15 protein-coding genes are annotated in these 15696 nt (G+C 74.8%); 10 read left to right on the plus strand and 5 right to left on the minus strand.

Features of this window, described 5'->3' with window-relative positions; genetic code table 11:
- Positions 1-29 precede the first annotated feature (29 nt).
- Both ACFWJO_RS16355 and ACFWJO_RS16360 read right to left on the minus strand, forming a co-directional pair.
- A complete protein-coding gene (locus ACFWJO_RS16355; RefSeq protein ID WP_386865560.1) occupies positions 30-272 on the minus strand; it encodes a hypothetical protein in 243 nt (80 codons plus the stop codon).
- A 68-nt stretch (positions 273-340) separates the two neighbouring features.
- Positions 341-691: an ArsR/SmtB family transcription factor gene (locus ACFWJO_RS16360; protein WP_386865562.1), complete on the minus strand. Its 351-nt coding sequence runs from the start codon at positions 689-691 to the stop codon at positions 341-343.
- Between the two features lie 138 nt (positions 692-829).
- Here ACFWJO_RS16360 and ACFWJO_RS16365 point away from each other — a divergent pair, with 138 nt between their 5' ends.
- The 5 genes from ACFWJO_RS16365 (at position 830) to ACFWJO_RS16385 (ending at position 5907) form a co-directional block, all read left to right on the plus strand.
- Positions 830-1915 carry an NADH:flavin oxidoreductase/NADH oxidase gene (locus tag ACFWJO_RS16365; RefSeq protein ID WP_386865564.1) on the plus strand — a complete coding sequence of 362 codons (1086 nt, stop codon included), beginning with the start codon at positions 830-832 and terminating at the stop codon, positions 1913-1915.
- A 130-nt stretch (positions 1916-2045) separates the two neighbouring features.
- Positions 2046-3131: a WD40/YVTN/BNR-like repeat-containing protein gene (locus ACFWJO_RS16370; RefSeq protein ID WP_386865566.1), complete on the plus strand. Its 1086-nt coding sequence runs from the start codon at positions 2046-2048 to the stop codon at positions 3129-3131.
- Positions 3132-3218: 87 nt separating this feature from the next.
- Positions 3219-3896 carry a uracil-DNA glycosylase gene (locus ACFWJO_RS16375; RefSeq protein ID WP_384409724.1) on the plus strand — a complete coding sequence of 226 codons (678 nt, stop codon included), beginning with the start codon at positions 3219-3221 and terminating at the stop codon, positions 3894-3896.
- Complete coding sequence (locus tag ACFWJO_RS16380) at positions 3893-4891, plus strand: BadF/BadG/BcrA/BcrD ATPase family protein (protein WP_386865568.1); 999 nt, start codon at positions 3893-3895, stop codon at positions 4889-4891. The genes ACFWJO_RS16375 and ACFWJO_RS16380 overlap by 4 nt, the downstream gene beginning before the upstream one ends.
- Before the next feature lie 98 nt (positions 4892-4989).
- Positions 4990-5907: a sirohydrochlorin chelatase gene (locus tag ACFWJO_RS16385; protein ID WP_384409728.1), complete on the plus strand. Its 918-nt coding sequence runs from the start codon at positions 4990-4992 to the stop codon at positions 5905-5907.
- 95 nt (positions 5908-6002) lie between these two features.
- On the opposite strand, the gene ACFWJO_RS16390 is transcribed toward ACFWJO_RS16385, so the two are convergent.
- On the minus strand, positions 6003-7064 hold the full coding sequence (locus ACFWJO_RS16390) for a lactonase family protein (protein ID WP_386865570.1): 1062 nt from the start codon (positions 7062-7064) through the stop codon (positions 6003-6005).
- 147 nt (positions 7065-7211) lie between these two features.
- Positions 7212-8756, minus strand: a complete 1545-nt coding sequence (locus tag ACFWJO_RS16395; protein ID WP_386865572.1) for an FUSC family protein — start codon at positions 8754-8756, stop codon at positions 7212-7214.
- A 246-nt stretch (positions 8757-9002) separates the two neighbouring features.
- Here ACFWJO_RS16395 and ACFWJO_RS16400 point away from each other — a divergent pair, with 246 nt between their 5' ends.
- The 4 genes from ACFWJO_RS16400 to ACFWJO_RS16415 all read left to right on the plus strand — a co-directional run bounded on the left by ACFWJO_RS16400 (position 9003) and on the right by ACFWJO_RS16415 (position 11615).
- Complete coding sequence (locus tag ACFWJO_RS16400; protein WP_386865574.1) at positions 9003-9479, plus strand: Lrp/AsnC family transcriptional regulator; 477 nt, start codon at positions 9003-9005, stop codon at positions 9477-9479.
- A 163-nt stretch (positions 9480-9642) separates the two neighbouring features.
- On the plus strand, positions 9643-10347 hold the full coding sequence (locus ACFWJO_RS16405; protein WP_386865576.1) for an HAD family hydrolase: 705 nt from the start codon (positions 9643-9645) through the stop codon (positions 10345-10347).
- A gap of 120 nt (positions 10348-10467) precedes the next feature.
- Positions 10468-11094 (plus strand): DinB family protein, encoded by a 627-nt coding sequence (locus ACFWJO_RS16410; RefSeq protein WP_386865578.1) that lies wholly within the window; start codon positions 10468-10470, stop codon positions 11092-11094.
- Positions 11095-11162: 68 nt separating this feature from the next.
- The gene (locus tag ACFWJO_RS16415) at positions 11163-11615 is read left to right on the plus strand and encodes an SRPBCC family protein (protein WP_386865580.1); all 453 of its coding nucleotides are present in this window, start codon (positions 11163-11165) and stop codon (positions 11613-11615) included.
- Between the two features lie 41 nt (positions 11616-11656).
- Here the strand turns inward: ACFWJO_RS16415 and ACFWJO_RS16420 are convergent, their stop codons facing one another.
- Positions 11657-13717: a SpoIIE family protein phosphatase gene (locus ACFWJO_RS16420; RefSeq protein WP_386865582.1), complete on the minus strand. Its 2061-nt coding sequence runs from the start codon at positions 13715-13717 to the stop codon at positions 11657-11659.
- A gap of 349 nt (positions 13718-14066) precedes the next feature.
- Between ACFWJO_RS16420 and ACFWJO_RS16425 the strand changes: the two genes are divergently transcribed.
- Complete coding sequence (locus tag ACFWJO_RS16425; RefSeq protein ID WP_386865584.1) at positions 14067-15686, plus strand: FAD-dependent monooxygenase; 1620 nt, start codon at positions 14067-14069, stop codon at positions 15684-15686.
- Positions 15687-15696: the final 10 nt, after the last annotated feature.

Raw genomic sequence — 15696 nt, forward strand, 5'->3', positions numbered from 1 at the left:
ACTCGTCCACCGGAGCCACGCCCAGCCCGTCAGCCGATCTGCCGTGCCAGCCTGTCGCGCCAGTCGGTCAGGAACCCACGGCTGTACAACTCCTCGTCGTGAGGGTGGACGCCGATGTGGATGGCGAGGGCCTTCTCCACGAGTGCGTGCGCTCGTATCTCCGCTTCCGGCCGCCGCATGGCCGACCCCGGGCCGTACTTGCGGAACGGACGCATCAGCAGCCGCGCCCGCACTGTCCGCCACGGCTTCCCGCCCCGCCCGCTCGCTGCCATCGTGTTCCCCTCCCGGTCCCGGCCCCCGCCCTGCCCGCCCCGCCGTCCGCCAACCCCCCATACGCTCCTCAGTCGCCCAGGCGTTCCGCCTGGGACTCGGCCGCCGTGAGGACGGCGTCGAGGAGGCCGGGGAAGAGGGCGTCGAGGTCGTCCCGGCGGAGGGTGTTGAGCTTGGTCGTGCCCCGGTAGAGCTGGCGGAGCACGCCGCTCTCGCGCAGCACGCGGAAGTGGTGGGTGCTCGTCGACTTGGTGACCGGCAGCGCGAAGTGCGAGCAGGAGAACTCGGCGCCCTCGCCGCGCGCCATGTCGCGCACGATCCGAAGCCGTACGGCGTCGGACAGGGCGTGCAGCACGGCTTCGAGGCGGATGTCCTCGCGCTCGGGGTGTTCCAGGACCCGGGGGTTGGTCGCGGTCGTCACGGCTGCGGCTCCACGGCTCTCGGGAATGGGAGCTCCATTGTACGAGGGTCCTCGTAGTTTGACAGGTGCCGTACTACGATGCGTATCGTACGAACGTCATCCCGAGGCAGCACCTGTCACGCCGAAACGGAGTCCGTCATGAGCGCCGCCCTGTTCGAGCCCTTCACCCTGCGGTCCGTCACCGTCCCCAACCGCGTCTGGATGGCCCCGATGTGCCAGTACTCGGCGGAGCCGACGGGTCCGGGCGCGGGTGTCGCGGGCGACTGGCACCTCGCGCACTACGGCGCCCGCGCCACCGGCGGCGCCGGCCTCATCCTGCTGGAGTCGACCGCCGTCGCCCCCGAGGGCCGGATCAGCCCCTTCGACCTCGGCATCTGGGACGACGCGCAGATCGACGGCCTGCGCCGGATCACCGGGTTCCTGAGCGCGCAGGGCACCGTACCGGGCGTCCAGATCGGCCATGCCGGACGGAAGGCCTCGACCCAGCGGCCCTGGGAGGGCAACGGGCCCGTCGCCGCCGACCGGGGCATCGGCTGGCAGCCGCTCGGGCCGAGCCCGGTCGCGTACGACGAGGTCCACCCCGTGCCGACCGAGCTGACGGTCGAGCAGATCCAGGACGTCGTCCGGCAGTTCGGCGACGCGGCGCGGCGGGCCCTCGCGGCCGGCTTCAAGGTCGTGGAGGTGCACGGCGCCCACGGCTATCTGATCGGCCAGTTCCTCTCCCCGTTCAGCAACCGGCGCACCGACGCCTACGGCGGATCGTTCGAGAACCGCACCCGTCTCGCCCTGGAGGTCGTCGACGCCGTGCGCGCCGTCTGGCCCGAGGAGCTGCCGCTCTTCTTCCGCATCTCCGCCACCGACTGGCTGGAGGAGCAGGGCTGGACGGCGGACGAGACCGTCCGCCTCGCCGCCCTGCTGCGCGAGCACGGCGTGGACCTGCTCGACGTGTCGACCGGCGGCAACGGCGGACCGGCCAGGATCCCCGTCGCCCCCGGCTACCAGGTGCCGTTCGCCACCCGGGTCAAGGAGGAGGCCGGGCTCGCGGTCGCCGCCGTGGGCCTGATCACGGAGAGCGCGCAGGCCGAGAAGATCGTCGCCAACGGGGAGGCGGACGCCGTGCTGCTCGGCCGCGAGCTGCTGCGCGACGCCTCCTGGCCCCGCCGCGCGGCCCGCGAGCTGGGCGCGGAGCTCGCCTTCCCGCCGCAGTACGCCCGGGCGTTCTGAGCCCTCGCGTCCGCGGCCGGGCCGCACAACACGCCCTTGACCAGGGGCGGAGCGGTCTCCGGGAGCCGTTGTCAGTGGTGGGGTGCAGACTGGCCCGTATCCGCGACAACGGCGTCCTGGAGGTGTCGGCATGACCGACGTGCTACTGACCGTGGGCACCCGCAAGGGGCTCTTCATCGGCCGCGGGCGAGACGGCCGATGGGAGTTCGACGCCCCTCACTTCAACGCGCAGGCGATCTACTCGATCGGCATCGACACCCGCCGCCCGGTGCCCAGAATCCTGGTCGGAGGGGACAGCACGCACTGGGGCCCCTCCGTCTTCCACTCCGACGACCTGGGCGGGAGCTGGACGGAGCCGCCCCGGCCCGCGGTCAAGTTCCCGCAGGACAGCGGGGCTTCGCTGGAGCGGGTCTGGCAGCTGCACCCCGCGCCCGCCCACTCCCCCGACGTCGTCTACGCGGGGACGGAGCCGGCCGCGCTCTTCCGGTCCGCCGACGGCGGCGAGTCCTTCGAGCTGGTGCGGCCGCTGTGGGAGCACCCCACCCGGGACCGGTGGGTGCCGGGCGGAGGCGGCGAGGCGGTCCACACCGTCGTCACCGACCCGCGCGACCCGGACGCCGTGACCGTGGCGGTGTCGACCGCCGGCGTCTTCCGCTCCCGTGACGGCGGCGCGAGCTGGTCCCCGTCGAACGAAGGCGTGTCGGCGGTGTTCCTGCCCGACCCGAACCCGGAGTTCGGGCAGTGCGTGCACAAGATCGCCCAGGACGCCGGGGACCTGGACCGGCTCTACCTCCAGAACCACTGGGGCGTGTTCCGCAGTGACGACGGCGGCGGGCGCTGGACCGACATCGGCGAGGGCCTGCCGTCCGACTTCGGCTTCGCCGTCGCCGCCCACCCGCACCGGCCGGACACCGCCTACGTCTTCCCGATCAACGCCGACTCCGACCGCGTGCCGGCCGGGCACCGCTGCCGGGTCTACCGGACCAGCGACGCGGGCGCGACCTGGGAGCCGCTGGCCAAGGGCCTGCCCGAAGGCGACCACTACGGCACGGTGCTGCGCGACGCCCTGTGCACCGACGACGGCGACCCGGCGGGCGTCTACTTCGGCAACCGCAACGGCGAGGTGTACGCGAGCGCGGACGACGGGGACAGCTGGCAGCTGCTCGCCGAGCACCTGCCGGACGTGCTGTGCGTACGGGCGGCGGTGATCGGCTGAGCGACGGCCGTCCGAGCGGTCACCGGTCGGGCGGTGGCCGCTCGGACGGCGGGGGGCGTTGTCGGTGTGCGCCGATAGAGTGACGGCGTGGCAGCACGACCGTTGAACGAAATCGTCGAGGCCGGGTGGGCGCACGCGCTCGCGCCGGTGGCCGAACGCATCGCCGCGATGGGCGACTTCCTCCGGCAGGAGATCGCCTCCGGGCGGACCTATCTGCCCTCGGGGGCGAACGTCCTGAGGGCGTTCCAGCAGCCCTTCGACGAGGTGAGGGTCCTCATCGTCGGCCAGGACCCCTATCCGACACCCGGCCACGCCGTGGGCCTGAGCTTCTCCGTGGCGCCGGACGTGCACCCGCTGCCGCCGAGCCTGGAGAACATCTTCCGGGAGATGCACACCGACCTGGGCCTCCCCCGGCCGGCCAACGGCGACCTGACGCCGTGGACCCGGCAGGGCGTCCTGCTGCTCAACAGGGCGCTCACCACGGCGCCGAGGCGGCCCGGCGCGCACCGCGACAAGGGCTGGGAGGCGGTCACCGAACAGGCCATCCGGGCCCTCGCGGCGCGCGGCAAGCCGCTCGTCTCGGTGCTGTGGGGCCGCGACGCCCGCAATCTGCGCCCGCTGCTCGGCAACCTGCCGGCCATCGAGTCCTCGCACCCCTCGCCGATGTCCGCAGACCGGGGCTTCTTCGGCTCGCGGCCGTTCAGCCGCACCAACGAACTGCTGCTCCGTCAGGGCGCCGAGCCCGTGGACTGGCAGCTGCCGTGACGACCGCCCCGGAGCGCGCGTTCGTCGTCGGAGTGGACTCCGGCGGCTCGGGACTGCGGGTCGCGCTCGCGCGCCCGGGGCAGGGACCGGCCGGCGAGGGCCGGGAGATCGTGGAGACGGTCTCGTCCCGTGAGCCGGTGCGCACCGGCGCCGGCGGCATCGACGCCGGCCATCTGCTCGGACAGCTGCTGCCGGCCGTGGACGCGATGACGGCGCGGGCCGGCGGCGGGTCCCTCCTCGCGGTCGCCGTCGGGGCGGCCGGGATGGCGACCCTGGGCGACCGGCTGCGGGCCGAGCTGCCCGGGGCGATCGAGCGGGCCTGGGGCGTGCGGCGGCTCGCGCTCGCGGCGGACGCGGTCACCGCGTACGCCGGAGCGCTCGGCCAGCGTCCGGGCGCGGTCGTCGCCGGTGGTACGGGCCTCGTCGCGATCGGCACGGACCTGTGCGGCTGGCGCCGGGCGGACGGCTGGGGCCACCTTCTGGGCGACTGCGGCAGCGGCGCCTGGATCGGCCGGGCCGGCCTGGAGGCGGCGATGCGGGCGTACGACGGCCGGCGGGGCGGTTCGGCCGCGCTGCTCGCGCGCGCCGAGGAACGGTTCGGCCCGGCGGCCGGGTTGCCGGGCGCGCTGTATCCGCGCACCGACCGGCCGGCCGTACTCGCCTCGTTCGCGCCCGAGGTGGCCGTCTGCGCGGCCGCCGGGGACGCGGTCGCGGCAGGCGTCCTGGAGCGTGCCGCCGCGCACATCGCGGAGGCCGCGGCGGCCGTCGTGCCCTCCGGACCCGGGAGGGAAGTCGCCCTGACGGGTGGTCTGTTCATGATGGGCGAGCCCTTGCTCGGGCCGCTGCGCGCGGAGTTCGGCGCGCTGCTGCCGGGCGTCCGCGAAGTGCCCGCGGCGGGCGACCCGCTGGCCGGGGCGGTGACGATCGCGGCCGCGCTCGCCGACGGATCGCTGCTTCTGCCGGAGGATCCACGGCTGCTGCAACTCGCCAGGTAACCGCCGATTACCGGCCGGTTCGGACATAGCGGGGCAGAAGTCGCTCAGTCGCACCTCAGCGAACCGCGCGGCGTGCGAAACCAGTAGCATGCGGCGCCATGAGCTCCCCCACTGGGCCCACTCCCGGCCTGCCTGTACGAATGCCGCGCCCCCGCCAGTCCGGGCGGCACCGTCGTCCTGAACCCGTGGCGGCGCCCGAGGGCGCTCCCACGCTGGTTCTCGCCGTTCCCGGCGCGCCGTCGGCCGCCATACGCTCGCTGGCCGAGGAGGTCGTGAGCATCGCCCGCTCGGAGCTGCCCGGCATCGAGGCCGAGATCGGCTACCTGGACGGCGACGACACCGAGTACCCCGGCCTCGCCGCGGTGCTGACGCGGGTGGAGGCCCTGCGCACCGAGCGGTACGAGATCGCCGTGGCCGCCGGCCGCGAGGTCGCCGCCCCGGAGGGTCCCGCCGCGGTCGTGGTGCCGCTGCTCGCGGGCCCCGACAGCGCGCTGACCCGGCAGATCCGCCAGGCCGTGATGGACGCGGGCAACACCGCCGAGCTGACCGACGTGCTCGGCCCGCACCCGCTGCTGGCCGAGGCGCTGCACGTGCGGCTCTCCGAGGCCGGTCTGGCCCGCGCCGACCGCGCGCGGCTGTTCACCGTCGCCACGGCGGCCGACGGCATCATCCTGGCCACCGTGGGCGGCGAGGAGGCCGTGCAGGCCGCCGGCATCACCGGCATGCTGCTCGCGGCCCGCCTCGCGGTGCCCGTGATGGCCGCCGCGCTCGACCAGGAGGGTTCGATCGCGTCGATCGCCGAGCAGCTGCGCGGCGCCGGTTCGGAGCAGCTCGCGCTCGCCCCGTACCTGATCGGCCCGGAGCTGGCCGAGGGGCTGCTCGACGCGGCCGCGAAGGAGGCCGGCTGCGCGGCGGCCGAGCCGCTGGGCGCGTACCCGGCGATCGGCCGGCTGGTGCTCTCGCAGTACATGTCGGCGCTGGGCATCGCGCCGCAGCCGGGCGCGCCGGTCCGCTGAGGCGCGACCGCCGCACCGGCGGCGCACGACCGTGACGGGAAGGGCCCGCACCGGAACGATCCGGTGCGGGCCCTTCCCGTGGGCGTCGCGCCGGCTCAGCCGAGGACCACGCAGGAGGCGGCGGGGGCCGGGACCGAGCCCGCGCGCTCGGGCAGACCGGTGTCGGGGTCCACGGTGAACCAGGTGACGTCGCCGGAGCGCTCGTTGGCCGCGTACAGGTGGCGCCCGGAGGGGTCGAGGGTGAGGTCGCGGGGCCAGTGGCCGCCGCAGGGCACCGAGGCGACGAGCCGGGCGGTGTCGCCGGCCGCGTCGAGCGCGAGGACGGCGAGGGTGTCGTCGCCGCGCACGGCGGCCCACAGGAAGCGCCCGTCGGGAGCGGCGACCACCTCGGAGGGGTAGCTCGGCCCGGGGGCGCCCTCGGGGACGACACGGGTCTCGCCCAGCGGCGTGAGCACGCCGGTCCCGCCGTCCCAGCGGCAGACGGTGAGGGTGGGCTCCAGCTCGTTCAGGACGTACGCGTGGGTGCCGGCCGGGTGGAAGACGAGATGGCGCGGTCCGGTGCCGGGCCGCAGCGCGGTGGCTCCGTGCGGGCGCAGCGCGCCGGTCGCGGGGTCGAGGGCGCTCACCGTGACGGAGTCCGTGCCGAGGTCGACGGCCAGCACCCAGCGGCCGCCGGGGTCGGTGACCACCTGGTGGGCGTGCGGACCTTCCTGCCGGTCGGCGACGGGCCCGGAGCCCTCGTGGCGCAGCTGCCCGGCAACGGGGCCGAGGGCGCCGTCGGCGGCGCGGGGCAGGGACGTGACGCTGCCGGAGGTGTAGTTCGCGGTGAGCACGTGCCCGGCGGTGACGGCGAGGTGGGTGGGCCCCGCCGCGTCGACGGGGACGGGGGCGCCGAGCGGGCGGGGCTCGGGGCCGCTGACGTCGAAGACCGCGACCGCGCCTTCCTCGGTCTCGGAGACGGCGTAGAGCAGGTTCCCGTCGAGGGCGAGGAAGGAGGGGTCGGTGACGGCGTCGCTCGTTCCGGTGATGTGGAGCGCGCCCCGCTCGGGGTCCGCCTCGGCGACGAGTACGCCGCGGCCGCCCGCCGAGGTGAACGACCCGATGAACGCCCGCGTAGGGCGCTGCGCGCCCGCCTGACCCGTCCGTGCCTCACCCATGGCGCCTCCCCTGTCCTGCGGGCCGGTCACGGCAGACCGGCCGTCGTCCTGGCCGACGTTAGCAGGAGGTCTAGACCAAGAGGGGGTTCACCGCGGTGAGATGACGGCCTGGCCCCGTGGGCCCGGCCGTTGTCCGTCCGCCCGGGCTCAGGCCGCCGGGACGAGCGGGGAGCTCGGGGCCGTGCGCAGCGGGGTCGCCAGGGCCGTGAGGGCGTGCTCCAGGACGTGGAGGTGACCGAGGGCGGCCTCGGCGCCGGGGTGGTGGGCCGGCAGCGAGGCCGGGGCGGTCTCGGCGGCGCGTACCGGGGCGGCCGGCGGGACCAGGGCGTGCACGGCGGCCTCGACGCGCCACGCGGCGGCGGCGAGGCGGGCGTCGTGCGAGGCGTCGGGGTCGGCCGCGACCTCGGCCAGGCCCCGGCTCGCGCGGGCGCAGTCGTCGAGCAGGGCGAGGACGTGGCGGGCGCGGGCCTTGCGGGCACGCAGCGGGCTCAGCGGGTGGACGAGCGGCGCCAGCGAGAGCCGGGCCCGGCCGAGCAGGAGGTCGAGTTCGGCGGCGTGGGCGGCGGGGTCGGCGTACGGGTCACCGGCGAGCCGGCGCGCGGCGGCGGTCGTGCAGGCGTGCACGCAGGTCACGGCCCGCTGGATCCAGGCGTTGGTGGCCGCGTGGGTGGTGACGGGGAGCAGGGCGACGCCGACGGCCGCGCCGAGGGCGCCGACGGCGGTCTCCTCGAACCGGAGCAGCAGCAGCCCCGGGTGCAGGACGCCGAGTAGGCCGTACAGCAGTCCCGCCATGACGGTGACGAAGAACATCATCCAGCTGTACGAGAGCGGCGCGGTGTAGAAGATCCCGAAGACGCAGACGGCGACGAGGGCGGCCGTCGGCGCCGGGGCGCCGCCCAGCGGCAGGGCGATGAGCAGTCCGGCGGCGATGCCGGTGACGGTGCCGACGACGCGGCGGAAACCACGGACGAGGGTCTCGCCGCGCGAGGCGGTGTTGACGAAGATCCACCAGGCTGTGCCGACGGCCCAGTACCAGCGTTCCTGGGACAGGAGCTGGCCGGCCGCGAGCGCGACCGCGCAGGCCGCGGTGACCTGGAAGGCCTGCCGCGTGGTGGGCCGGCGGAGACCGGTGCCGGGCAGCGGCGCGGGAGCCGCGGGCGGCGGCACGCGCCGCTCGATGCACCAGGCGACGAAGCGGACCGCGCCGACGACGCCGAGCGCGAGCAGCACGGCGCCGAAGAGCTCGGGCAGCTGCGCGGGCACCGCGTGCAGGAACTGCGTCACGAAGAACTGCATGAAGGCGAAGATGCCGAGCGCGTGCCCGCGCGGGCCCCAGCGGCGCGCGTACACGCCGGCGAAGACCACCAGGAGCCAGGCCAGGTCGCGGACCAGTGGCGTCCCGTGCAGCACGGTGGCCAGGGCGAGGACCGGGAAGCCCGCGAGCGGCAGCAGAGCGGTCGTCACGGCCTGGCGGCGCACGGTCGGGTCGGCGACGGTGAAGAGGGCGAGCAGCGCGGCCAGACCGGCGGTGATGGACGCGGTGAGCGAGAGGCCGGCCAGTTCCGCGGCGGCCACGGCGAGGCCCACGGCGAGCACGGCGCGACTCGACACCCGCAGCCGGACCCTCCCCGGATCGGGCGCCACGCACATCGTCCGCAGCATCGCGCCGACGCGGTCCAGACCCTTCTTCATGACGGACGTTCCGCCCCCGCTTCCGAACACACACCCTCTTCACGCACACGCAGGTACACATGACGAAGGCGCCGCGGGTCCGGGGCCGGCCACCTCGCCGGTCCGGCGCGTGCGCGGCGCCATCAGTCGTCAACTCTTGTAAGAGGAAAGCATCAGTCCGCCCACTGGCTCAACCGGCTGGCCGGAGGGTGGGCCATTGGTACAGTCGAAGCCGGGGAATCTCGACCAGAAGGAGGCCATCGGACCATGGCGGTGGACGAGCTCGACACCCGCATCCTGCGACTCCTCATCGAGCAGCCGCGCACCAGTGTGCGCGAGTACGCGCGGATCCTGGGCGTGGCACGGGGCACCGTGCAGGCCCGGATCGACCGGCTGGAGCGGGACGGGGTGATCACGGCCACGGGGCCGGTGCTCTCGCCCGCGGCGCTCGGGCACCCGGTGCTCGCGTTCGTGCACATCGAGGTGACGCAGGGCCATCTCGACGAGGTCGGCGACGCTCTCGCGACCGTTCCCGAGATCGTGGAGGCCTTCTCCATCACCGGCGGCGGGGACCTGCTGACCCGGGTGGTGGCGCGGGACGCCGGGCACCTGGAGGACGTGATCCAGCGGCTGATCCAGCTGCCCGGCGTGGTCCGCACCCGGACCGAGATCGCCCTGCGCGAGCGGGTGCCGCACCGGCTGCTCCCGCTGGTCGAGGCGGTGGGGCGGCGCGGCGGCTCCTGAGCGGCGGGCGAGGGGGGTGGCCACGCGTTCGGGCGGGTCCTGAGCGGCGGGCCGCGGGCGGGGCGCACGGCGGGCGGCTCCTGAGCGGCGGGCCGCGGGCTCCTGCCCGTACCAGGGACCAAGGACCCTCGGAACCGGGCCCGTCCTCTGCGAGGCTGGGCGCATGGACAGCGCGCGCTTCTCGGTCGTCTTCGATCTCGACGGCACACTGGTGGACAGCGAGCCCAACTACCATCTGGCCACCCTCCGGGCCCTCGGCCCGTACGGGGTGACGCCCGAGGACTACGACTGGGAGCACCACACGCGGTTCATCGGGATCGGCACGCGCGAGTCCCTGGAGCTGCTGGCCGGCAGGTTCGGCGTCGGCGCGCCGGTCGACGAGCTGCTCGACGCCACCAACCGCCACTATCTGGAGCTCGCCCGGGCCTCGACGCCGGTCTTCCCCGAGATGCGGAAGTTCGTGGAGCGGCTGCACGCGGACGCGGTGCCGATGGTGGTGGCCTCGGGCTCCTCGCGGGCGGCGATCGAGGCCGTGCTGGCCGGGACGGGGCTCGCCCCGTTCCTGCCGACGGCGGTGTCGGCGGAGGAGGTGGCCCGCGGCAAGCCGGAGCCGGACGTGTTCCTGGAGGCGGCCCGCCGGCTCGGTACCGCACCGGGGCGGTGCGTGGTCCTGGAGGACGCGCCGCCGGGCGCGGCGGCCGCGCACGCGGCGGGGATGCGGTGCCTCGCACTGCCCTACGTGCCGGGCACGGCGGACGACCCGGCCTTCGCCACGGCGGATCTGCTGCTGCGGGGCGGCCAGGCGGAGTTCAGCGCCCAGGCGGCACTGGACTGGCTGCGGGGCCTGTCGGGCGCCTTGCCCTCCTAGCCGGCCCCGGGGCCCGGGGCACCGGGCCGGCCGGGCCGAAATCCCGTGGCCGCGCGGCGTGTTGTGTGACAAGGTGCGGGCGCACCGTGCCGTTTCCCGTCGATCCCTCCGGAGCGTCCCATGGCGATGCCGCCCCGTCTCGTCCCCCTGCTCGAGCAGTTCGACTTCGCGCGCGAGCGGCTGGTGAACCGGCTCAACGGCCCGGTCATGGACAGCGGCAACGGGACGGACGTCGCGGTCGGGCCGGTCACGGAGGACGAGTACCTGTGGGAGCCGGTGCCGGACTGCTGGTCGGTCCGGCGCCGCGAGGCGGGCCCGGGGCCGCGCGCCACGCTGCTGGCCGGGGCCGGTGACTGGGGGCGGGACACGGCACCGCCGCCGCACCCGGAGCCGGCGCCGTTCACCACCCTGGCGTGGCGGCTCAGCCACCTCGCCGAGATGTTCCTCCTGCGCACCGACCACACGGCCGGCACCCGCACCCTGACCAGGGACGACTTCCACAGCCGCGGGGACGCCGCCTCGGCCGTGGCGGACTTCGACAAGGCCATGGGCGCCTGGCGCGAGGTGCTGCTGTCGGTGACCGACGAGGACCTGGACACGGTGGGCTTCAGCAGCTATCCGCACGGCAGCGATCCCGAGAACCCGTTCATCGAGATCGTCTGGTGGATGAACCAGGAACTGCTGCACCACGGCGCGGAGATCGCCCTTCTCAGGGACCTGTACCGGGCGCGGTCCGTCGGGCGCTGAGCCTGCGTGGTGGGCCTGCCGCGTGGGACGATGGGAGGGATCCTTCCTCGCCCGAGCAAGGAGGCGACATGTCCAGGATCACTGCCTCCGTCGACATCGCCCGCCCGCCCGAAGAGGTCTTCGCCTACGTCACGGATCCGACTCATCTGCCGGACTGGCAGGAGAGCGCGGTCAAGGTGGAACGGATCGGCGGCCCCTCCGGCGCCGTCGGCCAGCAGATGAAGGTCACCCGGCACATGGGGAACCGTGATTTCGACATGAACGTCGAGCTCACCAAGCTGGACGCGCCGCGGAGCTGGCACGTCCACGGCATCGACGGGCCCGTCCGGCCCGACCTGGAGGGCACCGTCGAGCCGATCGACGGCGGCACGCGGTCGCGGGTGACTCTCTCCCTCGACTTCGAGGGCCACGGCATCGGCAAGGCGATCGTGCCCCTCATGGTCAAGCCGCGTGTCCGCAAGGAGATGCCGCGCGACGGGCAGCACCTGAAGGAGATTCTGGAACGCGGCGCCCCCGTCTGATCAGCTCGTCCCTGATCGGCTCCTCGTCGCGCGGGCGGGCGTCACGTCCTCGTCGTACGGGCGAGCAGCATCGCCACGTCGTCCTGGGCCGGGCCCTCGGGAAGCCCGGCCAGCAGTTCGTCGCACAGCTCGTCCAGCGGCCGGTCCATGTCGCGCAGCGCCGCGGCGACCCTCGCCATGCCCTGGTCGAGGTCCTGGTCGCGGGCCTCGATGAGGCCGTCCGTGTACAGCACGAGGAGTCCTCCCGCGGGGAGCGCCACCTCCTCGGTGCCGAACTCGTGCGCGCCCGTGCCCAGGGGCGTGCCGGGCGGTCCGTCGAGGAAGGTGACGGTGCCGTCCGGGGTGACGACGGCCGGCGGCGGGTGCCCGGCGCGGGCGATGGTCCAGCCGGCTCCGGCCGGGTCGTACACCGCGTACACGCAGGTGGCCATCTCGTCCTCGCCGAGGTCGGCGACGACCGCGTCCAGGGAGCGCAGCATGCGGGCCGGCTGGATGTCGTGGCGGGCCAGGGTGCGGACGGCGGTGCGCAGCTGCCCCATGACCGCCGCCGCGTGGATGCCGTGGCCCATGACGTCGCCGATGACCAGGCCGGTGCGGCCGCCGGGCAGGGCGACCACGTCGAACCAGTCGCCGCCGACGTCGTGGTCGCTGGCCGGGAGGTAGCGGCCGGTGAGTTCCAGGCCGGTGACGTCGGGCAGGGCGTTGTTGGTGAGGCTGCGCTGGAGGGTGAGGGCGGCCTGCCGCTGGGTGGTGTAGAGCCGGGCGTTGTCGATGTTGGTGGCGGCCCGGGCGACCACCTCGTCCATGAGCACCCGGTCCTCCTCGTCGAAGGGTTCGCGGCTGCGCAGCCGGGTGACCGAGACGGTGCCGAGCACCTTGCCACGGGCCACGAGCGGGATGAGCCGGGCGGAGCCGATGCGGGTGGCGAGATAGCGGCGCAGGGCCTCCAGGCGCGGGTCCTTGATGAGGGCGGGGACGTCGGCGGTGTACAGGTCCATGGCCCGGGCGTCGGTGATGACCTCCTCGTACACCGAGTCGAGCGGGATCTGGAAGGTCTGGCCGGGGGCGAGGAGGGCGGTCGGCGCGGTCGGGTCGGGGAAGCGGGCGGCGAGACGGCGCAGCACGCCGCGGGTGGCGGCGGTGGACTCGTCGGGCTCCAGGACGGCTTCCAGGAGCTGGACGTCGGCGGAGTCGGCCAGCTGGGGGACGAGGAAGGAGACCACCTCCTCGGCGGTCTGCCGCAGGTCGAGGGTGGTGCCGATGCGGGCTCCGGCCTCCGCGAGGAGGGCGAAGCGGTGGCGGGCGCGTTCGACCTCGATGTGGGCCTGCTGGCTCTCGGTGATGTCGATGAGGGAGGCGATGATGCCGAGCGGGCGGCCGCCGTGGTCGAGGAGCGGGGCGTAGGAGTTCGACCAGATGTGGTCGTGGTCGGGGTCTGCGGGGGTGCGGCCGGCCCGGCGGGCGTCCACGACGGCGGTGCCGGTGTCGAGGACCTGCTGCATCAGGGCCTCGAGGGCGCCGGCGTTGACGCCGGGGACGACCTCGGTGAGCCGGCGGCCGACGTGGTCGGCGGGCGGGACGCCGTTCATCCGGGCGAGGGCGTTGTTCACGCGCAGGAAGCGCAGGTCGGGGCCGAGGGTGGCGAGGCCGATGGGCGACTGGGTGAAGAGCGACTCCAGGGCGGCCAGGTTGTCGCGCATCCGCAGGACCTGGGAGGTCTCGAAGGCGATGAGCATGGCGCCGGGTCTGCCCGCCGGGTCGGCGGCGGGCACGATCCACATCTCCATGGCGACCGAGTGACCGTCGCGGTGCCGTACGGGAAGGGTGCCGACGACGGTCTCGCCGGCCTGGACCTTGCGGGTCAGCCGCTCGGCGAGCTCATGGTTGGTGTCGGGCACGAGGAGTGGTGTGGCGAGCCGGCCGATGGCCTCCTCCGGGCGGTAGCCGAGCAGGTCCTGGGCGGCCAGTGACCACTCGACGATCCGGCCCTGCGCGTCCTCCCGCCAGAGCGCGATGGGCAGCAGGTCGTTGAGCACGCCCGCGTACCCGACGGCCGCCCTGGGCGGCTGCGGGACCCTGCTCGGCGACTGGTGAGTGTCCAACGCATCGACCTACGCATCGGCCGGGCCCCGTGGGGCAAACTCCGCGATTCCTATCGCATCACCCTATATGAGACATAAGAGGCAGGCGCTTCTCGGCTCCGCCGCACGCGGCAACGCCCGCCCCCGCGCGGCCGGGCGGCCTTCCGCCCACCCGGTCACCCGGTCACCCAAACAGACGATGTGATGCACAGGGAGTCATATCGGCAGGTCGAATGCTTCTCGCGCCGGGCCGCACGCCCTGGCGAGACGTGATCATCGGCGCGCACCCTGAAGAACATGCCGGAGTCGCTGGTTCCGGCTCTCGGTGCGGAGTGGCACGAAGCGGGTCGACGGGTGGGGAGTGGGCCGGATGCCGGATGTGGACGTGTGCGTGGTCGGTGCGGGGCCGGTCGGGCTGACGCTGGCGATCGCCCTGCGCAGGCTCGGCATCGGCGTGCGGGTGGTGGACCGCGCGCCGGCGGCCAAGCTCGAGGCCCGGGCCCTGGTCGTGTGGCCCAGGGCGGCGGAGGCCCTGGACGCCCTCGGTGTCGCCGGCACGCTCGGGCGCCACGCGGTCGAGCTGGGCGAGGTGACCATCCACGGGGCGGGCCGCCGTCTCGGCGAACTCACCACCGGCTGGCACCGCTCGGCCCACAGCCGCCCGCTCAACATCGAGCAGCACGACATCGAGCGGCTGCTGTGCGCCGAACTGGCCAGGCTCGGCACCGAGGTCGAGTGGGACAGCGAGGTGACGGACGTCAAGGTCCACGACGACCGGGCCGAGTTCAGCCTCCTCCTCGGCGACGGCTCCGCCGAGTCGGGCACCGCCTCGTGGATCGTGGGCTGCGAGGGCACCGCCAGCGTGGTCCGCGACCGGCTCGGCATCCCGTTCCAGGGCCGGCGCCGCACCGGCCTCCAGGTCGTCCAGGGCAACGCCCACGCCGACTGGCCCTACGGCCGCCACCCGGGCCACGGCCACGTCTTCCTCGCCCCGCGCCGCTCCCTGCTCGTCTTCCCGCTGCCCGGCGGCGGCTTCCGCTTCTTCTGCTTCCGCGACGACCCCGACCCCGGCCTCACCGCCCCGCCCACCCTCGACGAGCTGCGCGACCTCGTCGCCGGCACCGCCCGCCTCCCCCGGCTGCGGCTCACTCCCACGGACCCGCCGTGGCTCAACCGGGCCCGGTTCAGCGACCGGGTCGCCGCCCGCCTGCGCTGCGGGCGCGGGCTGCTCGCGGGCGACGCCGCCCACGCCTGGGCGCCGGTCGGCGGCCACGGCATGAACGTGGGCATGCTCGGCGCCCACAACCTCGCCTGGAAGCTCGCCGCCGTGCACCGCGGCGAGGCCGACGAGCGGCTCCTCGACACGTACGACACCGAGCAACGCGCCCTCGCCGTGCGGTACATCCGCGAGATGCGGGTCAACTTCATGGAGCTGCCGCTGCCCGCGCCCGGCTACCACGCCTTCACCGCCACCGTGCCGCTCGCGCTCGCCCTGCCCGGCTTCCAGCGGCGGATCGACCGGCAGTTGAGCGATCTCGGCCGCCACCACCGGGCGAGCGCCCTGTCCTGGCAGCGCAGCGCCACGAGACCCGGGCGGGGCCGGGCCCCGCGGGCCGGCGACCGGATGCCGGACGCGCTGGTGTCGACCGGGCACCCGGGCACCGGGCCGGTACGGCTGCACACGCTGCTCCGCTACGACACCTGGACCCTGGTCCTGCCCGCGGCCGGGCCCGGCGACGACGCGGCCGTGCGGGAGGCCGTCGTGGAGCGGTGCGCGCGCGGGCCCGTGCCGGTCCGGGTGCTGCCGGTCACCCCGGCCGACGCGGCCGAGGCACGGCTGCTCGGCCGCCCCGGCGAGCTGCGGCTCGTCAGACCCGACGGGTACGTGGGCCTGGTCGCCCCGGCCGACCGGCCCGCGACGCTCGCCGCGTACCTCGACGGCCTCGCCCCCCGCCACTCCTCCCCCTCCTCCTCAGCCAGCGCACAGTGACGGGAGTCAG

This window comes from Streptomyces sp. NPDC127092, from assembly GCF_042722475.1.
Taxonomy (GTDB): domain Bacteria; phylum Actinomycetota; class Actinomycetes; order Streptomycetales; family Streptomycetaceae; genus Streptomyces.